Source organism: Ruegeria sp. HKCCD6647-2 (assembly GCF_057221075.1).
The window spans coordinates 933,828-954,738 of sequence record NZ_JBWVBD010000001.1 but is presented as its reverse complement, the minus strand read 5'-3'; the positions used below and the strand labels follow the sequence as shown (position 1 = coordinate 954,738).

The window sequence follows — 20,911 nt, the reverse complement described above, 5'->3', positions numbered from 1 at the left end:
GGACATACCGGCACAGGGAGGGAGAGTTTGGATAACGCGCAGCTGCTGATCAGCGGTCTGGCCAACGGATGCGTCTATGGCCTGATCGCGCTCGGCTTTGTGCTGATTTACAAGGCGACCGAGGCGGTGAACTTCGCGCAGGGCGATTTCATGATGCTTGGGGCCTTTGTCACCATCGGCCTGACAAACACCGAGTATATGGGCCTGCCCTTTTGGTTGGCCTTACCGATTTCCCTGGGGATCATGGGCGCGCTCGGCTACCTGGTCGACCGTCTGATCATTCGCCGCCTGTTTGGTGAAAGCCAAACCGCAGTGGTCATTCTGACGATCGCTCTGGGGTTTGTCATCCGGTTTGTGGCTGGTTTGATCTGGGGGCATGAGCCGCAAACCCTGCAGAACCCTCTGGCAGGGAAAGACGTTCGGTTCGGAGGGCTGGTGCTGGGGCTTGAGGACGTCGCCGTCATTGTCGTTACAGTGGTTTTGACGTGGGTTTTGTACCTGTTTTTCAGCAGGACGAAGGTGGGGCTGGCCATGCAGGGCGCGTCGCAGAACCAACTGGCCGCCTATTACATGGGCATTCCGGTCAAACAGGTTCAGGGCTTTATCTGGGCCCTTGCAGGTGTTGTCGCGGGGATTGCCGGAATTCTGTTTGCCGCCAAGGGCTCGGTAGATCCCACAACGGGACTGCTGGGCATCAAGGCCTTTGCCGCAGCGGTTATCGGCGGATTCGGCAGCCTGCCCGGCGCCCTGGCCGGCGGCCTGATCGTCGGTGTGATCGAACCGTTCGCGAGCCGCTATATCGCTGCCGGCTACAGCCAGATTGCCCCCTATGCATTGCTGCTTGCCGTTCTGATATTTCGCCCGCACGGGCTGTTCAGTCAGGTTCGGATCAAAAAGGTCTAGGCGCATGCGGATCGTTTTCAAAACCGACTACATGCAGGATATTCGCCCCTGGAAAGATCGGTATCAACTAATCCTCTATCTGATCCTGCTGGCCGTCGTCACAGCAGCCCCGTGGTGGCTGGACGAATTCTATCTGGGAGAACTGACCAACGTCCTGATCTGGGCCATCGCTGGATTGGGCCTGATGATCCTGACCGGGCACACCGGTCAGGCCAGCCTGGGCCACGCAGCTTTTCTCGCCTTTGGGTGTTACGCCAACGTGGTCCTGATCGAGTCCGGTGTCCCGTTTCTGGTCGCCTTCCCGGTTGCCGGAGTTTTGACTGGACTCGCTGGCGTCACAGTTGCGATTCCCGCTTTGCGCCTGCACGGAATATACCTCGCCATTTTTACGCTGGCACTATCGATATTGATGGACGACATCATCGTACTGGCCGAACCGATTACCGGAGGAGTCGCCGGTAAGTATTTGGGTGGCGTCGAGATTTTTGGCGTACTGGTCGATCGCTGGGCCACGCCTGATCAGTTTTTCTGGCTGGTTCTAAGCGTCACCGTTCTGGTGACGTTGGGCTATGTCAATCTTCTCAGAACCCCCTTGGGTCGCAGCTTTATTGCAATTCGCGATTCCGAGGTTTCGGCGCAGGCCATGGGGGTTGATCTCGCCCGGACAAAAGCAATCTCATTTGCATTGTCCTGTGCCGTAACCGGCTGGGCCGGAGCCTTGATGGGCCTTTATGCAGGGGCTTTCAACAACGAAACCTTCAGCGTTCTGATCTCAATTCAATTGCTGATGATGATCGTTATCGGGGGATTGGGATCGATCCACGGCGCCTTTTTGGGCGCCGTTGTGATCGGGTTCCTGCCGCAGTTTCTTTCGATCGCAAAGGAATATATCGGCGCCATATTCGGAGGTAACACCGTCGCCATACCAGGATTGGAATTCGGCATATTTGGCATGATACTGATTGCCTTTATCCTGTTCGAACCCATGGGCATTTATGGCCGCTGGCTGAAAATCCGCACGTGGTTCGAGCTGTTCCCGTTCTACCGCAAAGACATGTTCAAACGGCAAAAGAGCTACCTCAGGACGGAGCGGCTGAGATGAGCCTGCTGGAATTCAAAAACGTCACTCTGAAATTCGGTGGCCTGACTGCGGTGAACGATCTGTCCTTTGCCGTCGAACCGGGTGAAGTCTTTGCCATCGTCGGCCCCAATGGTGCAGGCAAATCGACCGTATTCAATCTGATCTCACGGTTCTACGACCCTGACGCGGGTTCGATCACATTCGACGATCACGATCTGCTGCGGGTCAAACCCTCGGGCGTCGCGGCTTTCGGCGTGGCCCGGACATTTCAGAATATCGAACTGTTCGAACACGCCACCGTGCTGCAAAATCTGCTGGTCGGGCGTCACCGGCATCGGAAAACCAACCTGTTCTCAGACATTCTGTTTACTCGCTCCGCACGCCGGCAGGAGCTTGAGAACCGCGAAAAAGTAGAGGAGATCATAGACTTTCTCGACCTGCAGGCGTTTCGCGACAAAATGATCTCGGGCCTGCCCTATGGCGTGCGCAAAGTGGTTGAAGTGGCGCGCGCGCTGGCGACCGAGCCCAAACTGTTGCTGCTGGATGAGCCGGCCTCAGGCCTTTCCGTAGAGGAAACCACAGATCTGCGCTGGTGGATTGATGATATCCGGCGGCAGATCGGAACCACGGTTCTGATGGTCGAACACGACATGGGTCTGGTCTCAGCCGTTTCCGACCGGGTTCTGGCCATGGCGGACGGGGCGATGCTGGCGCTTGGAACCCCGGCCGAAGTCCAGTCGCACCCCGCTGTGATCGAGGCCTATCTGGGGAAAGCGTCATGACCGACCCCATCCTGAAAATCCGAAATATCGAAAGCTTCTACGGCCCGATAATGGCGATCCGCGGCGTGTCATTGGATGTGCATCAGGGTCAGATCGTTTCGATCCTTGGCGGAAACGGGGCGGGTAAGACAACGCTGATGAAAACGATATCCGGCGTGATGGACCCGGAAAAAGGAACAATCATGTTCGAAGGGCGTGACATTCAGGGGGCCGAGCCTCACAAGATCGTGCGCGACGGTATCGTACATGTTCCCGAAGGCCGCGAGGTCTTTCCCCTGTTGACAGTGGACGAAAACCTCAGCCTCGGGGCATATACTTTGACCGATAGGGCGCAGGTGAAACGGGACCGCGATCTGGTCTTCACGTACTTTCCCGCTCTGAAAGAGAGCCGCAATCAGGAGGCCGGAACCCTGTCCGGCGGGCAGCAGCAGATGCTTGCAATCGGGCGCGGTCTGATGGCCAGCCCGAAAGTCATGTTATTGGATGAGCCCTCGCTGGGCTTGTCGCCGTTGCTGGTGCAGGAGATTTTCGGCATCCTGAAGCGGCTGAATGCCGAGCAGAACATGACCATGATGCTTGTCGAACAAAACGCCAATGCAGCGCTGGAACTTGCCGATCATGGCTATGTCATGGAGGTTGGTCGAATTGTGATGAACGGCGCGGCAGATATGTTGATGCAGGCCGAAGACATCCGGAACTTCTACCTTGGCGTCCAAGAAGATGGCAGCCGCGAAAACCGCCGCTGGAAGCGGAAAAAAACGTGGAGGTAGCGCCAATGGATGCCAGCCCCCTACCTCCGCAGACGATGATCAACGGCGTCCGGTTCAACGCCACACCGGGCCAACGCCCGTTACGGGTGGATGGCTGCATCACGATCAGCGAGTTGTTTCAGAAACGTTGCGCGGAATTGGGCGACCGAACAGCGCATCGGGAAAAAGATCTCGGCATCTGGAAATCCTATTCCTGGACCGACTACTGGCGGCACGCCAAATGGATCGGTCTTGCCTTGCGCAAACTTGGATTGCGGCGTGGTGAGGTCGTCTCGATTCTGTCGGAAGATCGCAAGGAATGGGCCTGGTTCGACATGGGTATACAGGGCGTCGGCGGTATTGCGTCAGGCATCTACACCACAGATGCAGCAAGTCAGGTACAATATATCGTCACCGACAGCGACAGCCGGTTCCTGATTGTCGAAGACGAAGAGCAGTTGGACAAATTTCTAACCGTCGAAAACGCGTTACCGGACCTTCTTAAAGTCATTATCCTCGAAGACGAAGGTCTGCATAACCTGGATCACCCCCGCTGCATGTTGATCGATGATCTCTACGCGCTCGGCCGGCAGGCGGAGGCTGAAGAGCCCGGGGCCTTCGAGGCCGAGATAGCCCTGACCACACCGCAGGACACGGCCTTATTGGTTTATACGTCGGGCACCACGGGCAAACCCAAGGGCGCGATGCTGAGCAATGAAAACATCATGGCGGCCATCGAGGCCGGCGCGCACGCTCTGCCCGCTTTCGAGACAGATGAGCAGCTATGCTTTCTGCCGCTCTGCCACATTCTGGAACGAGACGTCTCGGTTTACTTCCCGCTCGCCTCGAAATGCACCGTCAATTTCGCCGAAAGCCCAGAAACGGTCTTTGCAAATCTTCAAGAGCTCTCTCCCGATACTTTCACGGCTGTGCCGCGGGTCTGGGAGAAGATCTATTCCCACGTTCAGTTCATGGAGAAAGAGGCGACATCGACAGGGCGTTTCGCCTTTCAACGGGCCATCGCGGCGGGACTGCAGCGGGCAGACAGCATCCTGCGTGGACAACCAGTTCCGCTGATCACAGCGGCCCGATACTGGTTTTGGGATCAGATGGTACTTCGCAATCTGCGGCGCATGTTGGGAATGGACAGGCTGCGGCGCGGCGGGTCCGGTGCCGCCCCCATCTCACCAGAGTTGCTGAAATGGTATTGGGCCATCGGCGTTCCGCTGGTGGAAGGGTTTGGAATGACCGAAACCTCGGGCATCGCATCGCTCAATACGCCCAAGATCAACAAAGTTGGCACGATCGGACGACCTGTGCCCGGCAATGACATTCGGATCTCGGATGACGGGGAAATCCAGATCAAAGGGTTGAACGTATTTCAGGGCTATTGGCGCGACAACGCAAAAACAGCGGAAACCTTCACGGCCGACGGATGGCTGTGCACCGGTGACATGGGGCGCATAGACGACGAAGGCTTTGTCACCATCACCGGCCGGTTGAAGGACATCATCATCACCGCTGGCGGCAAGAACATCACCCCGGCCGAAATCGAAAGCCGAATGAAGTTCAGCCCCTACATCTCGGACGCCGTTGTCATAGGCGACCGGCGCAAATTCCTGACGGCTCTGATCATGATCGACCAGGAAAACGTCGAGAAATTTGCACAGGAACAAAAGATACCCTTTTCAGACTTCGCGTCGCTTTGCGCCGCCTCGGACGTCAAAGCGCTGATTGGCACCGAAATCGCGCTTGTAAACCAGGACTTCGCACGGGTGGAACAGATCAAGGATTTCCGCCTGATCGATGTCTTGCTGACGGCGGATGATGACGAGCTGACCGCGACCATGAAGTTGAAACGTAATCTGGTGGAAAAGAAACACTCACATTTGATCGAAGATATGTACCATGAGACAGGGCTTGGCCCACAGGGAGGAGAGATATGAAGAATTTCATCGCAGGACTGGCTGCCGCGACGGCATTGACCGCTACGGCCTCATTGACTTTGGCTGACACCCAAGGCGTTACCGACGACGAAATCGTCATTGGATCGGTCAATGATCTGAGCGGCATATTCGCAGCTGTTGGCGTTCCGGCGACCAAGGGCGCGAATGTGGTGTTCGATCGGGTCAACGCCAATGGCGGCGTTCATGGTCGTACCATTCGCTATGTGGTGGAGGATAACGGTTACCAGATGCCACGCGCGATGCAGGGCTATAATAAGCTGCTGAACCGCGACAAGGTGTTTGCCATGCTGCAGTCGCTGGGTACGCCGATGAACCTGGCCGGGTTCAAGTTGCTGGATCCCAAGGGCATTCCAAACGTTGCCCCCCTGACCGCCGCGCGGCAAATGCTGCAAGAACCGATGAACAACAAGTTTACCTCATTCTCGACCTACTACGACCAAAGCCGTGTCGGCGTAAAATACCTGGCCGAGCAATTCGAGTCGCAATCCGTCTGCACCATGTACCTGCCAACGGACTTTGGTGAAGAAATCCTGGAGGGTAGCCAGGCCGGCGCCGAAGAAGCCGGGATCAAGTTCGTCGCGGAAACCACTCACAAACCGGACGAAACCGATTTCGTAGGATCGCTGAGCAAGCTCAAAGAAGAAGGATGCGATATTGTCACGATGGCGCTTGGGGTGCGTCAGGTGATCACGGTTGTGGGAACTGCCAAGAAGATGGGGCTTGAGGATATGCTGTTCCTCGGCACCTCGGCCAGTTTTCTGACGGTTGTCGCCCAGGTGCCCGGCGGTGTGACGGATGGGCTTTACGCGGCTGCGTCGTGGCAGGATCTCTGGGCACGTGCTGATGAGCCTGCACCTGCGGCCTTTATAGAAGAATACAAGGCGGCCACCGGCGAAGACCCGGTCGGTTTTGCAATGCTTGGGTACTCAGCCGCGGAACTGATGGTCAAAGCACTTGAGGCGGCGGGACCCGACCTGACCCACGAAAGCTTTATCGCCGCAATGGAAACGCTGGATTACCAGGATGATCTGGTGGGCAACCACATGACCTTTGGCCCGGATGATCACCAAGGCGCGGATTCCGTTTATGTCAATGTCGTGGAAAACGGCGCCTGGAAGCTGGTTTACGAAGAATAAGCCGAGGCTTTAGGCAACAATAAAGGGCTCGCAAATGCGAGCCCTTTGAAATTGCGCACTCGGCAGCGAATTAACGCTTCGAGAACTGGAACGAACGACGCGCTTTGCGCTTACCGTATTTCTTACGTTCAACAACGCGGCTGTCGCGGGTCAGGAAGCCAGCAGCTTTCAGAGCACCACGCAGCGACGGATCGTACAGCTGCAGCGCTTTCGAGATGCCGTGCTTGACCGCACCGGCCTGACCGGTCAGGCCACCGCCTTTGACAGTTGCGACAACGTCGAACTCACCTTCCACACCGGCAACCTGGAACGGTTGGCGCAGGATCAGCTGCAGAACGGGGCGTGCAAAATAAGTGTCCTGGTCTTTGCCATTCACGGTAACTTTGCCGGAACCCGGCTTGATCCAAACGCGGGCAACTGCGTCTTTACGCTTGCCTGTGGCGTAGGAACGGCCCAGCTCGTCACGTACGGGTTCACGCACGATGACTTCTTCGGCCACGGTTTCAACGCCTGCGACGGCGCTCAGCTCTTCGAGAGTATTGATCTGATCAGCCATCGGTCATTAGCTCCGGGTGTTTTTCTTGTTCATGGACTTAACGTCCAGAACTTCGGGGGCCTGGGCTTCGTGCGGGTGCTCGGCACCGGCGTAAACGCGCAGGTTGGTCATTTGCTGGCGCGCCAGACGGTTGCCCGGCAGCATGCGCTTGACCGCCTGGGTCACGACACGCTCGGGGTGAGCACCTTCCAGGATCTGCTGTTTGGTGCGCGACTTGATGCCGCCCGGGTGGCCAGTGTGCCAGTAGAAGTTCTCTTCGCGCTTCTTGCCGGTCATCTGGATTTTGTCAGCGTTGATCACGATGACGTTGTCGCCCATGTCCATGTTCGGGGTGAACGACGCTTTGTGCTTGCCACGCAGGCGCATGGCGACGATCGAGGCAAGACGGCCCAGAACAACGCCCTCGGCGTCGATCAGGATCCATTTCTTGTCGATGTCTGCAGGTGTTGCAGAAAAGGTTTTCATGGCAGGATAGTCCTGTTTGATGTGAAAGACCGCCCCAAGTCGGAGCGGTCCGAATTCGATGGATGGGTATTTAGAGACAGTCGATAATCACGTCAAGAACAACAGAGCGTATTTAATCGCTGCTTTTCAATGGCTTACCAAATAGGTATTATTTTACCCCAAAAATTTGCAACATTGTGAAGCACCAAAATTTCTCAGCTTCTTAAATCACACTATTCTTTTAGTCAGATTTGGAGTCCCGCCATGCAAAATCTACAACAAACAATCAACAACTACGAAGCCGCGTGGCAAGAAACCGACGAAGGGAAACGGCTTGATCTGCTGACGTACTGTTTTGCGGAAAACGGTCGCTATGTAGATCCGACTGCAGATGTCAGTGGGCGCGAGGCGCTGTCCGCCCATATTGGCAAGGTTTTAAAAAACTCTGATGGAACTGTCGAGATTACCAGCAACCCAACCAACCATCACGATGTGATCCATTTCACGTGGCACATGGTTGGGCCGGATGGAAATGTATATGTGGCCGGCCATGATTTTGTTCGGCTTGATGTCAGCGGCAAGATTGCCCATCTGGCTGGCTTTTTTGGCGACCCCGTCCCACTGGGGGAAAGCGTCAAACGCTGATCTGTTCCGGCGGATTGTCCAGCAACGCACGTAGCCGCAGCATCGCATCCTCGAACTGGTCCAGCGTCACGTGTCCGTTCATGGCGATGCGAACGGCATTTGGCGCCCTTCCATCCCTTAGCGCGAACTCATCGGCCGAACGTAGCTGAATCCCCTCACGCTCTGCTGCCCGGCTGAAGGCAGCTGATCGCCAACCGGATGGTAGGTTGAGCCAGACAAAAGGTATGTCTGCATCCCAATTCAGATCAAACCCACCTAGCGCATTCACGGCCACCCTTACATATTCGCTCATTTTCGAACGAACATCCCGGGCGAGTTGACGTGACCGGGGATCCATCAGCAGCATTCGGGTCAGTTCTGCCAGAGGCTGCGCCAGGCCAAAATACCCGTATTCTGCGGACCTGCGCAGGTCTCCACTTCGTTCTTTTGGCGCAATCGCAAAACCGACCCGCAAGGCTGGAGTCAGGGTTTTGGAAATCGATGACACATGCCAGCCCCGTTCTGGCGCCAGCGCGCGATAGCTTGGGGCGCGGGCCTCTCCCATCCGGTAGCAGTCGTCCTCGATGATCTGAAGGTCATGGCGGCGGGCGATTTCGATCACTTCTTTGCGGCGTTCAAGTGGCGAATGCCCCCCGGTCGGGTTTTGCACTTCCGGTGACACACAGATGGCCTGAGCGTGTGTGTGGCGTAAAACGTGGTCCAGCGCTTCCGGGTTGATCCCCCATTTATCCAGTTTCACGCCCATCACCTCGGCGCGCATCAATTCCCCGGCCCTGCGGAACCCGGCATATGACAGGTCTTCAACCAGAACGACGGGTTTAGGGCCGGTCAGAACCGTCTGGAACACGACGCACAGGCCGCTTTGCCCGCCATGAGTCAACACAATGTCGTCCGCGTTCAAAGCGCCGAGCGGCAGGTCCGACAACCAGTCCACCACAGCCTGCCTTACAGGCTGATAAGCATCCCGTGTGGGATAATTCATGAACATACGCGGATCGCCCTTGGCGATATTGGACAAGCATTCCCGGATCAGTGTCACCTGCCCTACATCCGGCAAGCGCGGGCTGAACAGACTGACATTGGCGTCATATTTGTCGTCCCGAAGGTGCAATTGCCGTGACCAGACATCGTCCAGGATCGGCGATCGCGGCGGCGCTACGAATGTACCACGTCCGACTTCGGCTTGTAGCAAACCTTCGTCAGTCAGGATCGTATAAGCCCGTGCAACCGTCCCTGGTGTGATTTGTAATCTATACGCAAGCTCCCGCACCGGAGGCAGTTTTGTTCCGACTTCCAGTGTTTTGTTTTCAATCGCTTTTCGGATCGTATCCGCAACCAGCGTATACTTTGGCCCCTTTGCTTTGGGGAGCGCCTCGGGCCAAATTGTATCCATTACAATTCTTCCTTTGCTTTTGACACAATCCTGAATGTATCAAACACATGTACCGAACATTTATACTTTGTGTCAATACAATTTTGAAAGGATGCCCAGATGACACGCTCAATGCACAACCCCGCCCTTTTGGTGCTGAACGACAGTCCCCGACTGCCGCTGATCGCCGCGCTGGCCGTGCGGTTTGCGGCGACGGTCACAAAATGGGAACAACGCCGTCGCAGCCGCGTCAATCTCGGTCGCCTGGATGACAGGCTGCTCCGCGATGTTGGTTTAACAAGCTATCAGGCGCGAGATGAATCCAAACGCTATTTTTGGATGGAGTAAGTAATCCCCAGTCCCATTTTTTGGGACCTCTTCCTGGGCCGGGGCTTGCCCCGGCCTTTTTTATCCAAAGGCAGCCGCTGCCGAGCCTTCGGGTGGGATCGAATAGGTCATGCTTGCCCGCGCCACCGGCTTGTCCGAGCCTTCCGAGAACATCAGGACGTCTCCGACCGCAAGGCTTCGCCCTAGCTTCAGCAGCCGGCATTCCGCAATCATATCCGCCGCACCTTGAGGTTTTCGCAGGAAATCCATCGAGCAGCTTGTCGTAACGGCCAACGATTGCCGTCCCTTGCGGGCAAGCACCATCGCATAGACGCTGACATCCGCCAGCCCGAACATGGACGGGCCGGACACTGTGCCCCCAGGGCGCAGGTGGCGGTCTTCGACAACGAGGCGCATGGTGATCGTGTCTTCGTTCAAATCTTCGACGACGAAATCCTTGTGAACCTGAGGAAAGACCTGAGCGAGATATTCGGTCAATTCTTCTTTGCTCATCGCCAATGACATACTTTCCCTCCCTGCCTTGCCGCCCTACAGTTGGCCGACACTCAGCGGGAGGGCAAGATGGCAATTCTGGAACGTAACGACACGGGCGCAATTGCGCACCTGACCATGAACGCCCCAGAGCGGCTAAATGCCCTGAGTGACGAGATGTTGGCAGCACTCCAAACCGAACTGGATGCCTTGCGAAATGACCGCTCGATTCGGGTTGTGGTGCTGTCTGGCGCAGGCAAGGCGTTTTGCGCGGGCCACGACCTGAAACAGATGACACAGGGCCGACAGGCCGAAGATGGTGGAAAGGCATATTTTCAAGACTTGTTCGCGCGTTGCGCACGGATGATGATGTCGATTCAGGCCCTGCCCCAACCCGTCATCGCCCGGACCCATGGCATCGCCACAGCCGCCGGTTGCCAACTGGTGGCCACTTGCGATCTGGCCGTAGCCGCTGAAGGAACGCGATTTGGCGTGAACGGCGTGAATATCGGGCTGTTCTGCTCGACGCCGATGGTGGCGCTCAGCCGGAATATCCCGCGCAAACAGGCGTTCGAGATGCTGACCACGGGTGACTTTATTTCTGCCGAGCGCGCCCAGGAACTGGGCTTGATCAATCGGGTCGTTCCCGAAGCGCTGCTTGAACAGGAAACTATCGCACTGGCAGAGCAGTTGTCGAAGAAACTCGGCGCAGCCGTCAAAATTGGAAAACAGGCGTTTTATCAGCAGCTGCAAATGCCATTGGACGAGGCATATGCCTATACCGCCGAGGTAATGGCGCAGAATATGCTGCACCGGGACACCGAAGAAGGAATTTCCGCATTTATCGAAAAAAGACCGCCAAATTGGCAGGAGTAACGCAAATATTCCAGATAAATTTAGCCACTGTTCGCATTTTTTCACTTTTCAAAAGGGCGACACTGTGGCAATGGTGGGTCAAGGCTAAGGCCTGAATTGTGCTTTTGGGTCGCCGTGGGCGGAAGGTCCCTCCAAGCTGGTTTCTCTCACCGGCGTTGACATTCCCGCAGCGGCGACCCCAAGACTTCCCGAAAAAACACCGTTGAAACGCGCGTTGCGTATGGCTGCGCTCTGCCCTATTTGGCTGCTCATGACACAGAGATTGCATATCGTTGGCGGCGGCATGGCCGGATCCGAAGCCGCCTGGCAGGCTGCTGAAATGGGTGTGGATGTCGTCATCCATGAAATGCGGCCCAAAGTTGGCACTTTTGCGCATCAGACCGGCAACCTGGCCGAGATGGTGTGCTCGAACTCATTCCGTTCCGACGATGATGAACAGAATGCTGTTGGGTTGCTGCATTGGGAAATGCGGGCGGCAAACGGGCTGATCATGACCACTGCGGATGCGCACCGCTTGCCCGCCGGTGGCGCGCTAGCGGTGGATCGGGATCCGTTCGCCGAAACCGTTACCGCCAAACTGCAGGCCCACCGCCGCGTTTCCGTGACAGCGGAAGAGGTGACGACACTGCCTGACGCTGGCAACTGGATCTTCGCCACGGGTCCATTGACCTCGCCGGATCTGGGTGCTGCGATCCGTTCCGAGACAGGAGCCGAGGCACTGGCCTTCTTCGATGCTATTGCCCCGATCGTTTACGCAGACAGCATCGACATGAGCCAAGCCTGGATGCAATCCCGTTATGACAAGGGCGAGACCGAAGAAGAACGCACCGCCTATCTGAACTGCCCGATGGATCGCGATCAGTACGAAGCGTTCATCGATGCATTGCTGGCCGCCGACAAAACGGAATTTCACGACGGTGAAACTGCGGGCTATTTCGACGGCTGTTTGCCAATCGAGGTTATGGCCGAACGCGGACGCGAAACGCTGCGTCACGGTCCTATGAAGCCGGTCGGACTGACCAACCCGCATCAACCCGATTTGAAACCCTATGCTGTGGTGCAATTGCGTCGGGACAACGCTCTGGGAACGCTGTTCAATATCGTGGGCTTCCAGACCAAGATGAAATACGGCGCGCAAACCGATGTTTTTCGTATGATTCCCGGTCTTGAAAGCGCCAGCTTTGCGCGTCTGGGCGGGATACACCGCAACACATTCATCAACTCTCCGACCCTGCTGGACGCACAAATGCGGTTGAAATCCCGGCCCAACATTCGTTTCGCCGGCCAGATCACCGGTGTTGAGGGCTATGTCGAAAGCGCGGCAATGGGATTGCTGGCCGGTCGGATGGCAGCAGCAGAATTGCTGGATCGTTCCCTGCCCGAAGTTCCGCAGGATAGCGCGATGGGTGCATTGATTCACCACATTACCGGCGGGGCCGAGGCCAAGACATTCCAGCCGATGAACGTGAATTTCGGCCTGTTCCGCCCGGTTGATGGTCTGAAAGGCGGGCGGCGCGGCCGAAAGGATCGTTACAAAGCCTACACTGATCGCGCCAAAGCCGCATGGACCGAATGGCTGACGAATTGCTGACTGGACGCAGCCCCGGGGCTGCGCCTAACATGGCTGAATGAGCGAAAAGTTTCTGAACAACACCTACAATCTGGATAGCGCTGAAGACACTCAGAAGCACTATCAGAAATGGGCAGCGTCCTATGACGACGAAGTCGCGGAAAACGGCTATATCACCCCGACCCGAGCTGCCGAGGCCCTTTGGTCCAAACGACCGGAACCGGAGATTCCGATTCTGGACTACGGTTGCGGAACGGGCCTGTCCGGTGTGGCCCTGAACAAGGTTGGTTTTCGCGCAATCGATGGCAAGGACCCGTCGCCTGAGATGTTGGAAGTTGCGGCGGCAAAGGGCGTCTATCGCACCCTGTCGGGATTCGAGATTTCCGATCCGAACCCGTTGGAACAGAACGAATATTCGATAATCACAGCGATCGGCGTGATCGGAACAGGTGCGGCACCACCCGAAACCTTTGATCTGCTGATGAAGGCGCTGCCACGGAATGGTCTTCTTGTGTTTTCATTGAACGACCACGCGCTGGCCGAGCCGGCCTATTCCGTTCGTCTCAACGACTGGTTGGATATGGGTGCTGCTCGCCTTCTGTTTCGCGAGTATGGCCCGCACTTGCCAGGTATGGACATGAAGTCTGACGTTTATATTGTTGAAAAAGCGTGACATTCATTACACGTTTCGCACCATCACCCACGGGACCATTGCATTTGGGGCACGCCTATTCCGCGTTGTTGGCATTTGACATGGCAGCGGCCCGCAGCGGCCAGTTTCTGCTGCGGATCGAAGATATTGATCAATCTCGTTCGCGTCAGCATTGGGAAGATCAGATATATGATGATCTAAATTGGTTAGGGCTGGTTTGGCAGCAGCCCGTCATGCGGCAATCGGATCGGCTGCAACAATATCGTGCCGCATTGGACATACTGATTGCGAAGGAGCTCGTCTATCCCTGCAGTTGCAACCGCGCGGACATTGAAGCAGCCGCCGGTGCGCCTCAGGAAGGCGTTCCGCAGTTTGGCCCGGACGGGCGCATTTATCCCGGAACGTGCCGACATCGCCTCATGTCCGATGCGGGGCCAAATGATGTCCTGCGCCTGAACGTCAAGAAAGCGCTGGAAACCCTTGATTTAAGGATTTTTCAAGAGACCGGCACGATGCACCTTGGACATCATTCGCTGGATCCAGAATGCCTGTTGCATTCCGTTGGCGATTTCATTCTGGTGCGCCGCAACATGGGCAGTTCCTACCATCTGTCCGTGGTCGTCGATGATGCCGATCAGAAGATCACCCATGTCATTCGCGGCGAAGACCTGTTTGATGCAACACAAATACACGTCCTGCTTCAGACCCTGCTCGGCTTGCCGACACCAGTCTATCACCACCACCGTCTGATCCGGGACCCATCCGGCAAGCGCCTCGCCAAACGGGATGACGCCCGCGCAATCGCCAAATATCGCGCCGAGGGTGCCTCGCCCGCGGATATCAAGGCCATGGTGGAGCTCTGACACCCGTCAATGATGAGCGCACCGGGGGAGCCTGCTGGCGCAAATCTCACCCCATGGGTGACATCAATTCCACCTCGACCCCGTCCCTTATGGCAGTGTAGAAGCAACTGCGCCGGTTTGTATGGCAGGCCGGGCCCGTTTGCCGAACCACAACCAATAGGCAATCCCGGTCACAATCGACCCGAAAGTCGACAAGCTCCTGCACGTGGCCCGAGCTTTCGCCCTTCACCCAAAACGCCTGACGGGATCGCGACCAATAGGTCACGCGCCCCGATGTCAGTGTCCGATCAACGGCTTGCGCGTTCATCCAGGCCATCATCAGAACCTCGCCTGAACTTTCATCCTGCGCGATCGCAGGTATCAGACCCGCTTCGTTGAATTTGAGCGTCGACGGGTCGAACGAGACAGTGTGCGACATGGCAAAAACCTTTTGCATCCCAGAGCGTGGCCACTATGTATGAGGAACAGTCAACGAGGGAAAGCCATGTCCGGCGAAACTGACCTGATCAAGCTTTATTCCGGGCGCATTCTGGCGCTTGCGGCGGATATTCCGCATCTGGAGCGGCTGGATAACCCTGATGCAACAGTGAAAAAGCGTGCCCCGTTGTGTGGATCGACAGTCACTGTCGACGTGAAAGTCCAAGACGGTCACATTTCCGAGTTCGGACAGGACGTCAAAGCTTGTGCACTGGGTCAGGCGTCGGCTTCGGTCGTAGGCAATGCAGTAATTGGCACCACGCGTGCTCAGGTGGAAACGGCCCGAGACCAGTTGTCCGCCATGCTGAAAAAAGGCGGCCCTGCCCCGGATGCTCCTTTCGACGGGCTGGAGGTTCTGATGCCCGCACGCGAGTACAAGAATCGCCATGCGTCGATCCTGCTGGCACTTGAGGCGACTTCCGAGGCGATGGAACAGGCTGAACAGGCCAATTGCGCGTAAACGTGGTGTTTCCCGGCAAACCCGTCTAGTCTCATGACAATTTTGAGGGAGGGACCGGTTTGAACAATCTGCTAGAGCATTTCGTGACGCTCTGGGTTGTCATAGACCCGATTGGAACGATCCCCGTATTCATTGCAGTCACAGCTGGTATCGAAGCGTCGGCACGGCGAAAAACCGCACTGCTGGCCTCTTTGGTCAGTGCCGGTGTGTTGATGTTCTTTCTGGTCTTCGGGCAATTGCTGATTGAAGCATTGGATATCGGCCTCAATTCCTTCCAGGTGGCCGGTGGGATCATTCTGTTCCTCTTTGCCCTCACCATGATCTTTGGTGAAAGCAAACAGGACATCGAACAGCGTCAGGCTGAGGAAGACCTTGAAGACAAGATGCACAAGACCAACCCGGCGATCTTTCCGCTGGCCGTGCCGTCGTTAGCCTCGCCCGGTGCGATGCTGGCAATCGTCATTCTGACCGACAACAACCGTTTCAGTGCTGCCGATCAGGGCATTACTGCGCTGGTGATGCTTTCGGTGCTTGCTATTGCCTTTGTTCTAATGCTGCTGGCAGAGCCGATCATTCGCTGGATCGGCCATTCCGGAGCCGCAATAATCAGTCGGATAATGGGCATGATCCTGGCATCGGTGGCAGTGAATTCGGTTTTGTCTGCCATGCTTGCAATCATGAAAACCGGTCAACTGTAAAAAAAAACCGCCGCTCCTTCCGGGCGAAAGGGCGGCGGCAGGTCATGCGTGTCTCGCGTGGGGTCCGGGTTTCCGCGTGGGGCCGAGGCAGGCCCCTACAAGGGATTTGGGACAGGCAGGTCACCCTTGACTGAAATGGGGATGACAACGCGGGCTTACCGGCACGAGATCGCAGGCAGAAAGGGTCAGAAACCAATCGGAAGGTGCAGGGCAACCATCAGCATAACCACCAAAGACGCGACACCCGCTGCATCCTGCAAAAGCGTGGCCTGCGAACGGCTGAAAGCGAACTTGATCTGGGTCAGCATGGTCTCACCTCCGGTCAGAGCATTAATCCTTTGTTGACCTTTTGTTCTCATATTTTCTTGAGTCGGTAAAGAACTTTTTGAGAACATTTGTGAACTTACGGGAACATATTGACTAACCCACTGAAATCAAACGGATCGCCTGATCCTGTTTCATCAACCACAACAGCACTCGTGCTGCCTGCCCCCGTTCGGAAGTCAGTTTGGGATCACCGGCCAACAAAGCCCGCGCGTCAGATTGTGCCACTGCCATCAACCCGGCCTGACGTTCCAGATCAGCGATACGAAACCTTGGAAGACCAGACTGGGCCGTACCAATCAGATCACCGGCCCCCCGCATCTGAAGGTCAGTTTCGGCGATGCGAAAACCATCCTCGGTCTCGCGCAATACCTCCAACCGCTTTCGACCTCCGTCGCTGAGTGGCGCCTGATACATCAACAGACAAGTCGAGGCATCCTCGCCGCGCCCGACGCGGCCCCGCAACTGGTGAAGTTGAGCAAGGCCAAAAATTTCGGCCCTCTCAATGACCATGATTGTCGCGTTCGGAACGTTCACCCCAACCTCGATGACCGTGGTTGCCACTAGAACCTTCGTCAGCCCGGTCTGAAACGCCGCCATGGCCGCGTCCTTTTCAGCCGGTGGCATCTGACCATGAACCAGCCCGACAACACATTCACCCAGCAATGCACGCAGTCGTTTGAACCGCTCTTCCGCGGCTGTCAGGTCCGACACTTCCGATTCGTCCACCAAAGGGCAAACCCAATAACATTGTTTGCCGTCCTCAATCGCCCGCCGGAGGTGGGCCACGACCTCGTCCATCCGCTGCGTGCTGACGATCGCCGTTTTGATCGGTTTGCGACCGGGCGGTTTTTCATCCAGGACTGAGACATCCATGTCGCCATATTGAGCCAGCGCGAGGCTACGCGGGATCGGTGTTGCGGTCATGACCAGAACGTCCGCGGCCCGCCCTTTTTCGGACAGTTCCATGCGCTGGCGCACACCAAACCTGTGCTGTTCATCGACAATGGCCAGACGCAGATCGTGGAAGTCCACATCCCCCTGAAACACGGCATGAGTTCCCACCAGTATATGGATATCACCCTTCTTGAGCGCCGCCAGTTTCGCCCGCCGCTCGGCGCCTTTGTCGCGTCCGGTCAGAATCTCCAAAACTACGCCGGCCTCTTCCGCCAATGGGCGTAACCCTTCAAGATGCTGTCGGGCCAGGATTTCCGTAGGCGCCATCATGACACCCTGCCCTCCGGCCTCTACCGCAATCAAAAGCGCAAGAAATGCCACAAGTGTCTTGCCTGCGCCCACATCTCCTTGCAACAGACGGTTCATCCGGGCCTCGGACGCCATATCGGCCGAGATTTCGTCAATTGCCCGAGTCTGCGCCCCAGTTGGACGATACGGGAGGCTGGTCAAAACTTTCGACTGCAGCTTTCCGCTGCCGACACTGACAATGCCACGCGCCTTTCGCTCGCGTTGGCGCGCCAGCGCAAGCGTCAGCTGATGTGCAAACAACTCGTCATAGGCCAGCCGCTCGCGCGCGGGCGCGAATAGGGCCACATCGTCCGCGCCTTTTGGATGGTGCGCGGCTTGCATGGCCGAATTCCAATCGAGCCAGCCCGCTCTGTCGACCTGCGCCGGGTCTGCCCATTCCGCCAGTTCAGGGGCTCGGGCCAAAGCGCTTTGCGCCGCTTTGTAGGCTGTTTTCTGGGTTACCCCTTGCGTCAGGTGATATACGGGTTCGAATTCCGGCAACTCGCCTGCCTCTTCAGGCGGTACGATGTGATCCGGATGCACCATCTGCGCCAAGCCATCGAAAAGCTCTAGCTTGCCCGACACGACCCGGCGCGCGCCCTGGGGCAGGATCTTCTGCAGATAGTCGCCCCGGGCATGAAAGAACACGAGCTGGAATTCGGTCTGGCTGTCCTCGACATGGATACGGTAGGCCCCACCGCGATTTCGGGCGGGGCGATGCGCGCCCACCGTCACCTCAACCGTTATCGTCGAGGGCAAGTCTGCCCCTTTGATCGTGTCGCGCCGACGTCTGTCCACCACCGCATATGGCAGCGAGAAGAGTACGTCACGCGGGGTCTCGATTCCCAGTTGCGCCATGTTCTGCGCAGTCTTGGGGCCCACCCCTTCAAGCGTTTCCAGCCCGGCAAAAAGCGGGAACAGTTTCTCGGGGCGGCCCGTCATGCGTCCCCGATAAGCTGCAACCAGCCGTCTTCATCCAGAGTTTCAATCCCCAGTTCGGCCGCTTTCTTGGCCTTCGACCCCGCGCCCGGCCCGGCAACCAGCAGGTCGGTCTTTTGGCTCACCGAACCGGACACTTTGGCGCCCAAGGCCTCGGCGCGGGCTTTGGCCTCGGCTCGGGTCATTTTTTCCAAAGTACCTGTAAAGACAACAGTCTTGCCGGCGACAGGGCTGTCCGTCGCCGGTGCGTCCGGAGCCACAATCGTTAAATTAGCGCGAAGATCGTCAAAGGCCTTCCGCTCATCCTCATTGGAAAAGGCATCGGACAGTGACAGACCGAGCGTCGCGCCAATTCCGTCAATTCCGGTCAGATCCGACCAGGCGCTGGACGCCGCCGCCGGTACGTTCAGCGCCATTGTTGCCGCATCACGAACCTCTTTGACCCGCGCCCGACGGTTCTCGGTCGACGCCGCAATCCTTTCGGCCTCTTCCGCCTCATCGGCGTTTCGATACGCCAACGCAGCAGGACGAGCGGTATCGATGGCCTGCGCCATGGCGTCCCAGTCACGATAATAAAGCGCCAGATCGCGCGCGCCGACCTCCCCAACATGCCGAATGCCGAGGGCAAACAAAAGGCGCGCAAATGGGATTGTCCGTTTTTCATCGATTGCGGCGAACAGGTTACTGGCCGAGGTTTCACCCCAACCATCCCGGTTCTTCAGCCGTGAAAGGTTCCGGGCATCCCGCGCTTGCAATGTGAAGATATCGGCGGGCACTTTTATGGGCAGGTCCGGATCGTCATAGAACATCTCGATCTGCTTTGCGCCAAGGCCTTCGATATCAAAGGCCTTGCGCGAGACGAAGTGTTTCAGCTTTTCCACAGCCTGCGCCGGGCAGATTAGCCCACCAGTGCATCGACGTACCGCATCACCATCTTCGCGAATGGCATCGCTGCCGCATTCAGGGCATTTTTCAAGAAAATCATAGGGCTGGGCGTCATCCGGCCTCTTGCTCAGGTCTACATCCGAGATCTTGGGGATCACATCCCCAGCCCGGTAGACCTGCACCCAGTCGCCAACGCGTATGTCCTTGCCTTCCCGGATCACTCCGCCTTTGGCGTCGCGTCCCGCGATGTAATCTTCATTGTGCAAGGTGGCATTCGAAACAACGACACCGCCAACCGTCACAGGGTGCAATCTGGCCACCGGGCTCAGCGCGCCGGTGCGCCCCACCTGAATGTCGATCGATTCAAGCCGGGTCCAGGCTAATTCGGCCGGGAACTTATGCGCAATGGCCCATCGGGGCGTTGTCGACCGAAACCCAAGCCGGGACTGAAGGCCCAGCTCGTTGACCTTATAGACGACACCGTCGATATCATAACCAAGAGTCGCGCGTTGCGCTTCGATCTGGCGGTAATGATCCAGCATTTGCTGAGTTGTGCCGCACAGGCGCGTCAAGTCGTTGACCTGAAAACCCAGTGCTTTCAGTCGTTGAATCGCCTCCATTTGTGTATTTGCCAAGGGCTCGGACAGCTCCCCCCAGGCATAGGCAAAGAACCGCAACGGGCGCGAACGCGTGATCGACGCGTCCAGTTGCCGCAATGAACCGGCCGCCGCATTTCTGGGATTGGCGAAGGTTTTGCCGCCCGTTTCGTTCTGCCGCGCGTTGAGCGCATCGAAATCGGCGTGAGACATATAAACCTCACCGCGCACCTCTAGCACGTCAGGCGCGCTGTCGATCTGGTGAGGAATGTCCGACACGGTCAGCGCATTGGCGGTTACGTTTTCACCAACTTCGCCGTCGCCACGCGTTGAGGCCTGAACCAGTTTGCCATTTTCGTACCTAAGAGACAGCGAAAGGCCGTCGATCTTCGGCTCGGCCGTATATGACAGAGGCGCATCGTCAGACAGACCGAGATACTTGCGAACAGAGCGATCAAAATCAGCCACATCCGACTCGTCGAACGCATTGCCCAGGGACATCATGCGAACGGCATGCGTGACCTTGGAAAACCCTTCTGCGGCGCGCGCGCCAACCTGATCAGTCGGGCTGTCCGAATGTTTGAGATGCGGAAAACGTTCTTCGATCGCCACGTTCCGACGTTTCAGAGCATCGTAATCCGCGTCCGATATCTCGGGCGCATCTTCCGCGTGATACAGTCGGTTGGCCCTGTTGATCTCAGTGGCGAGCCGCTCCAATTCGGCGCGCGCGGCGTCTTCGGTCAGCTCTGATACCGGAATGGATTCGCTCATGGCCTCGCCCTGTCACGTATTCTTGGACCCCAGTGATAGGGCGAGGCCATGGCTAGGTCCAGTACTGTGCTGAGCCGTGAGTGAGCTTGCCGCCCTGGACC

22 protein-coding genes are annotated in these 20,911 nt (G+C 57.1%); 14 read left to right on the top strand and 8 right to left on the bottom strand.

Translation table 11 applies throughout. The features are described from left to right. Positions 1 to 27: 27 nt before the first annotated feature. The 6 genes from AC2TDJ_RS04615 to AC2TDJ_RS04590 are packed head-to-tail and all read left to right on the top strand — an operon-like array spanning position 28 to position 6,618. A complete protein-coding gene (locus tag AC2TDJ_RS04615; protein WP_480839682.1) occupies positions 28 to 903 on the top strand; it encodes a branched-chain amino acid ABC transporter permease in 876 nt (291 codons plus the stop codon). A 4-nt stretch (positions 904 to 907) separates the two neighbouring features. Then, positions 908 to 2,005 carry a branched-chain amino acid ABC transporter permease gene (locus tag AC2TDJ_RS04610; RefSeq protein ID WP_480839680.1) on the top strand — a complete coding sequence of 366 codons (1,098 nt, stop codon included), beginning with the start codon at positions 908 to 910 and terminating at the stop codon, positions 2,003 to 2,005. Next, a complete protein-coding gene (locus AC2TDJ_RS04605; RefSeq protein ID WP_480839679.1) occupies positions 2,002 to 2,766 on the top strand; it encodes an ABC transporter ATP-binding protein in 765 nt (254 codons plus the stop codon). The genes AC2TDJ_RS04610 and AC2TDJ_RS04605 overlap by 4 nt, the downstream gene beginning before the upstream one ends. After that, positions 2,763 to 3,536 carry an ABC transporter ATP-binding protein gene (locus AC2TDJ_RS04600; RefSeq protein ID WP_480839677.1) on the top strand — a complete coding sequence of 258 codons (774 nt, stop codon included), beginning with the start codon at positions 2,763 to 2,765 and terminating at the stop codon, positions 3,534 to 3,536. The genes AC2TDJ_RS04605 and AC2TDJ_RS04600 overlap by 4 nt, the downstream gene beginning before the upstream one ends. A 5-nt stretch (positions 3,537 to 3,541) precedes the next feature. After that, entirely contained in the window at positions 3,542 to 5,461 is a 1,920-nt protein-coding gene (locus AC2TDJ_RS04595) for an AMP-dependent synthetase/ligase (protein WP_480839675.1), read from the top strand. Next, entirely contained in the window at positions 5,458 to 6,618 is a 1,161-nt protein-coding gene (locus tag AC2TDJ_RS04590) for an ABC transporter substrate-binding protein (protein ID WP_480839673.1), read from the top strand. Before AC2TDJ_RS04595 ends, AC2TDJ_RS04590 begins: the two co-directional genes overlap by 4 nt. A 70-nt stretch (positions 6,619 to 6,688) precedes the next feature. On the opposite strand, the gene rpsI is transcribed toward AC2TDJ_RS04590, so the two are convergent. After that, positions 6,689 to 7,174, bottom strand: a complete 486-nt coding sequence (gene rpsI / locus AC2TDJ_RS04585; RefSeq protein WP_424833688.1) for a 30S ribosomal protein S9 — start codon at positions 7,172 to 7,174, stop codon at positions 6,689 to 6,691. A 6-nt stretch (positions 7,175 to 7,180) separates the two neighbouring features. Further along, a complete protein-coding gene (gene rplM, locus AC2TDJ_RS04580; RefSeq protein ID WP_039536983.1) occupies positions 7,181 to 7,639 on the bottom strand; it encodes a 50S ribosomal protein L13 in 459 nt (152 codons plus the stop codon). 243 nt (positions 7,640 to 7,882) lie between these two features. On the opposite strand from rplM, the gene AC2TDJ_RS04575 reads away from it, so the two are divergent. Next, positions 7,883 to 8,263 (top strand): nuclear transport factor 2 family protein, encoded by a 381-nt coding sequence (locus AC2TDJ_RS04575; protein ID WP_480839671.1) that lies wholly within the window; start codon positions 7,883 to 7,885, stop codon positions 8,261 to 8,263. On the opposite strand, the gene AC2TDJ_RS04570 is transcribed toward AC2TDJ_RS04575, so the two are convergent. Beyond that, positions 8,253 to 9,656: an aminotransferase-like domain-containing protein gene (locus AC2TDJ_RS04570; protein WP_480839669.1), complete on the bottom strand. Its 1,404-nt coding sequence runs from the start codon at positions 9,654 to 9,656 to the stop codon at positions 8,253 to 8,255. The genes AC2TDJ_RS04575 and AC2TDJ_RS04570 overlap by 11 nt on opposite strands. Positions 9,657 to 9,755: 99 nt before the next feature. Here AC2TDJ_RS04570 and AC2TDJ_RS04565 point away from each other — a divergent pair, with 99 nt between their 5' ends. After that, on the top strand, positions 9,756 to 9,983 hold the full coding sequence (locus AC2TDJ_RS04565) for a DUF1127 domain-containing protein (protein ID WP_480839668.1): 228 nt from the start codon (positions 9,756 to 9,758) through the stop codon (positions 9,981 to 9,983). 60 nt (positions 9,984 to 10,043) lie between these two features. On the opposite strand, the gene AC2TDJ_RS04560 is transcribed toward AC2TDJ_RS04565, so the two are convergent. Next, positions 10,044 to 10,487 (bottom strand): PaaI family thioesterase, encoded by a 444-nt coding sequence (locus AC2TDJ_RS04560; protein WP_480839665.1) that lies wholly within the window; start codon positions 10,485 to 10,487, stop codon positions 10,044 to 10,046. A 30-nt stretch (positions 10,488 to 10,517) separates the two neighbouring features. Between AC2TDJ_RS04560 and AC2TDJ_RS04555 the strand changes: the two genes are divergently transcribed. From AC2TDJ_RS04555 to gluQRS, 4 genes are all read left to right on the top strand, one after another. Beyond that, positions 10,518 to 11,330 (top strand): enoyl-CoA hydratase, encoded by an 813-nt coding sequence (locus tag AC2TDJ_RS04555; RefSeq protein WP_480839663.1) that lies wholly within the window; start codon positions 10,518 to 10,520, stop codon positions 11,328 to 11,330. A 250-nt stretch (positions 11,331 to 11,580) separates the two neighbouring features. After that, on the top strand, positions 11,581 to 12,921 hold the full coding sequence (gene trmFO, locus AC2TDJ_RS04550; RefSeq protein WP_480839661.1) for a methylenetetrahydrofolate--tRNA-(uracil(54)-C(5))-methyltransferase (FADH(2)-oxidizing) TrmFO: 1,341 nt from the start codon (positions 11,581 to 11,583) through the stop codon (positions 12,919 to 12,921). Between the two features lie 37 nt (positions 12,922 to 12,958). After that, positions 12,959 to 13,573 (top strand): class I SAM-dependent DNA methyltransferase, encoded by a 615-nt coding sequence (locus AC2TDJ_RS04545; RefSeq protein ID WP_480839659.1) that lies wholly within the window; start codon positions 12,959 to 12,961, stop codon positions 13,571 to 13,573. After that, positions 13,570 to 14,415: a tRNA glutamyl-Q(34) synthetase GluQRS gene (gene gluQRS, locus AC2TDJ_RS04540; protein ID WP_480839657.1), complete on the top strand. Its 846-nt coding sequence runs from the start codon at positions 13,570 to 13,572 to the stop codon at positions 14,413 to 14,415. The genes AC2TDJ_RS04545 and gluQRS overlap by 4 nt, the downstream gene beginning before the upstream one ends. A 46-nt stretch (positions 14,416 to 14,461) precedes the next feature. On the opposite strand, the gene hisI is transcribed toward gluQRS, so the two are convergent. Then, positions 14,462 to 14,851 (bottom strand): phosphoribosyl-AMP cyclohydrolase, encoded by a 390-nt coding sequence (gene hisI, locus AC2TDJ_RS04535; protein WP_480839655.1) that lies wholly within the window; start codon positions 14,849 to 14,851, stop codon positions 14,462 to 14,464. A gap of 48 nt (positions 14,852 to 14,899) precedes the next feature. Between hisI and AC2TDJ_RS04530 the strand changes: the two genes are divergently transcribed. Together AC2TDJ_RS04530 and AC2TDJ_RS04525 are read left to right on the top strand one after the other, a co-directional pair. Continuing rightward, on the top strand, positions 14,900 to 15,352 hold the full coding sequence (locus AC2TDJ_RS04530; RefSeq protein ID WP_480839653.1) for an iron-sulfur cluster assembly scaffold protein: 453 nt from the start codon (positions 14,900 to 14,902) through the stop codon (positions 15,350 to 15,352). A gap of 59 nt (positions 15,353 to 15,411) precedes the next feature. Then, entirely contained in the window at positions 15,412 to 16,050 is a 639-nt protein-coding gene (locus AC2TDJ_RS04525; RefSeq protein ID WP_480839651.1) for a MarC family protein, read from the top strand. A gap of 185 nt (positions 16,051 to 16,235) precedes the next feature. Here AC2TDJ_RS04525 and AC2TDJ_RS04520 read toward each other — a convergent pair whose 3' ends face one another. From AC2TDJ_RS04520 to ligA, 3 genes are all read right to left on the bottom strand, one after another. Beyond that, entirely contained in the window at positions 16,236 to 16,358 is a 123-nt protein-coding gene (locus AC2TDJ_RS04520; RefSeq protein ID WP_480839649.1) for a hypothetical protein, read from the bottom strand. Positions 16,359 to 16,470: 112 nt separating this feature from the next. Continuing rightward, positions 16,471 to 18,561 (bottom strand): ATP-dependent DNA helicase RecG, encoded by a 2,091-nt coding sequence (gene recG / locus AC2TDJ_RS04515; RefSeq protein WP_480839647.1) that lies wholly within the window; start codon positions 18,559 to 18,561, stop codon positions 16,471 to 16,473. Continuing rightward, on the bottom strand, positions 18,558 to 20,810 hold the full coding sequence (ligA, locus tag AC2TDJ_RS04510) for an NAD-dependent DNA ligase LigA (protein ID WP_480839645.1): 2,253 nt from the start codon (positions 20,808 to 20,810) through the stop codon (positions 18,558 to 18,560). Before ligA ends, recG begins: the two co-directional genes overlap by 4 nt. Between the last annotated feature and the right edge of the window lie 101 nt (positions 20,811 to 20,911).